Consider the following 537-nt stretch of genomic DNA (forward strand, 5'->3'; position numbering starts at 1 on the left):
ATGTGTGTTGGTACCTAATGAACAAATCATTAGGATTTGAGAACTTTTAAATGAATAACAACGCATCTCATAGAGATGGGGATTGTTGTTATTCGTCAGCTTTCCAAATTGTTAAAGAGCTAGATTCGCTTTCTATTTAAAGAAAGAAACCATTTTTAAGAACACTTAAGCAAATGCGCTTAAAGATGGTGGAGCTAAGCAGGATCGAACTGCTGACCTCCTGCGTGCAAGGCAGGCGCTCTCCCAGCTGAGCTATAGCCCCATCAAGGTGTCGATACTGTAACCAATCTCCTGGGAGGAAGATTGGTGGGTCTGAGTGGACTTGAACCACCGACCTCTCGCTTATCAGGCGAACGCTCTAACCACCTGAGCTACAGACCCAGTATCGTCTCTTAAACTACATAAACCATCAATCTGTGTGGACACTCATCGTGAGTAATCATCGTATAAGGAGGTGATCCAGCGCCAGGTTCCCCTAGCGCTACCTTGTTACGACTTCACCCCAGTCATGAACCACAAAGTGGTGAGCGTCCCCCC

At 46.0% G+C, this 537-nt stretch carries 2 tRNA genes and 1 rRNA gene; all 3 read right to left on the bottom strand.

What is annotated here, in order from left to right:
* Window positions 1–186: 186 nt before the first annotated feature.
* Window positions 187–262: transfer RNA gene (locus L1D31_RS22485), tRNA-Ala, on the bottom strand.
* 42 nt (window positions 263–304) lie between these two features.
* Window positions 305–381, bottom strand: a tRNA-Ile gene (locus L1D31_RS22490).
* A 66-nt stretch (window positions 382–447) separates the two neighbouring features.
* Window positions 448–537 (bottom strand): 16S ribosomal RNA (locus tag L1D31_RS22495); the annotation flags it as partial.

It is taken from the genome of Vibrio sp. Isolate23 (assembly GCF_022398095.1).
GTDB classification, from domain to species: domain Bacteria; phylum Pseudomonadota; class Gammaproteobacteria; order Enterobacterales; family Vibrionaceae; genus Vibrio; species Vibrio coralliilyticus_A.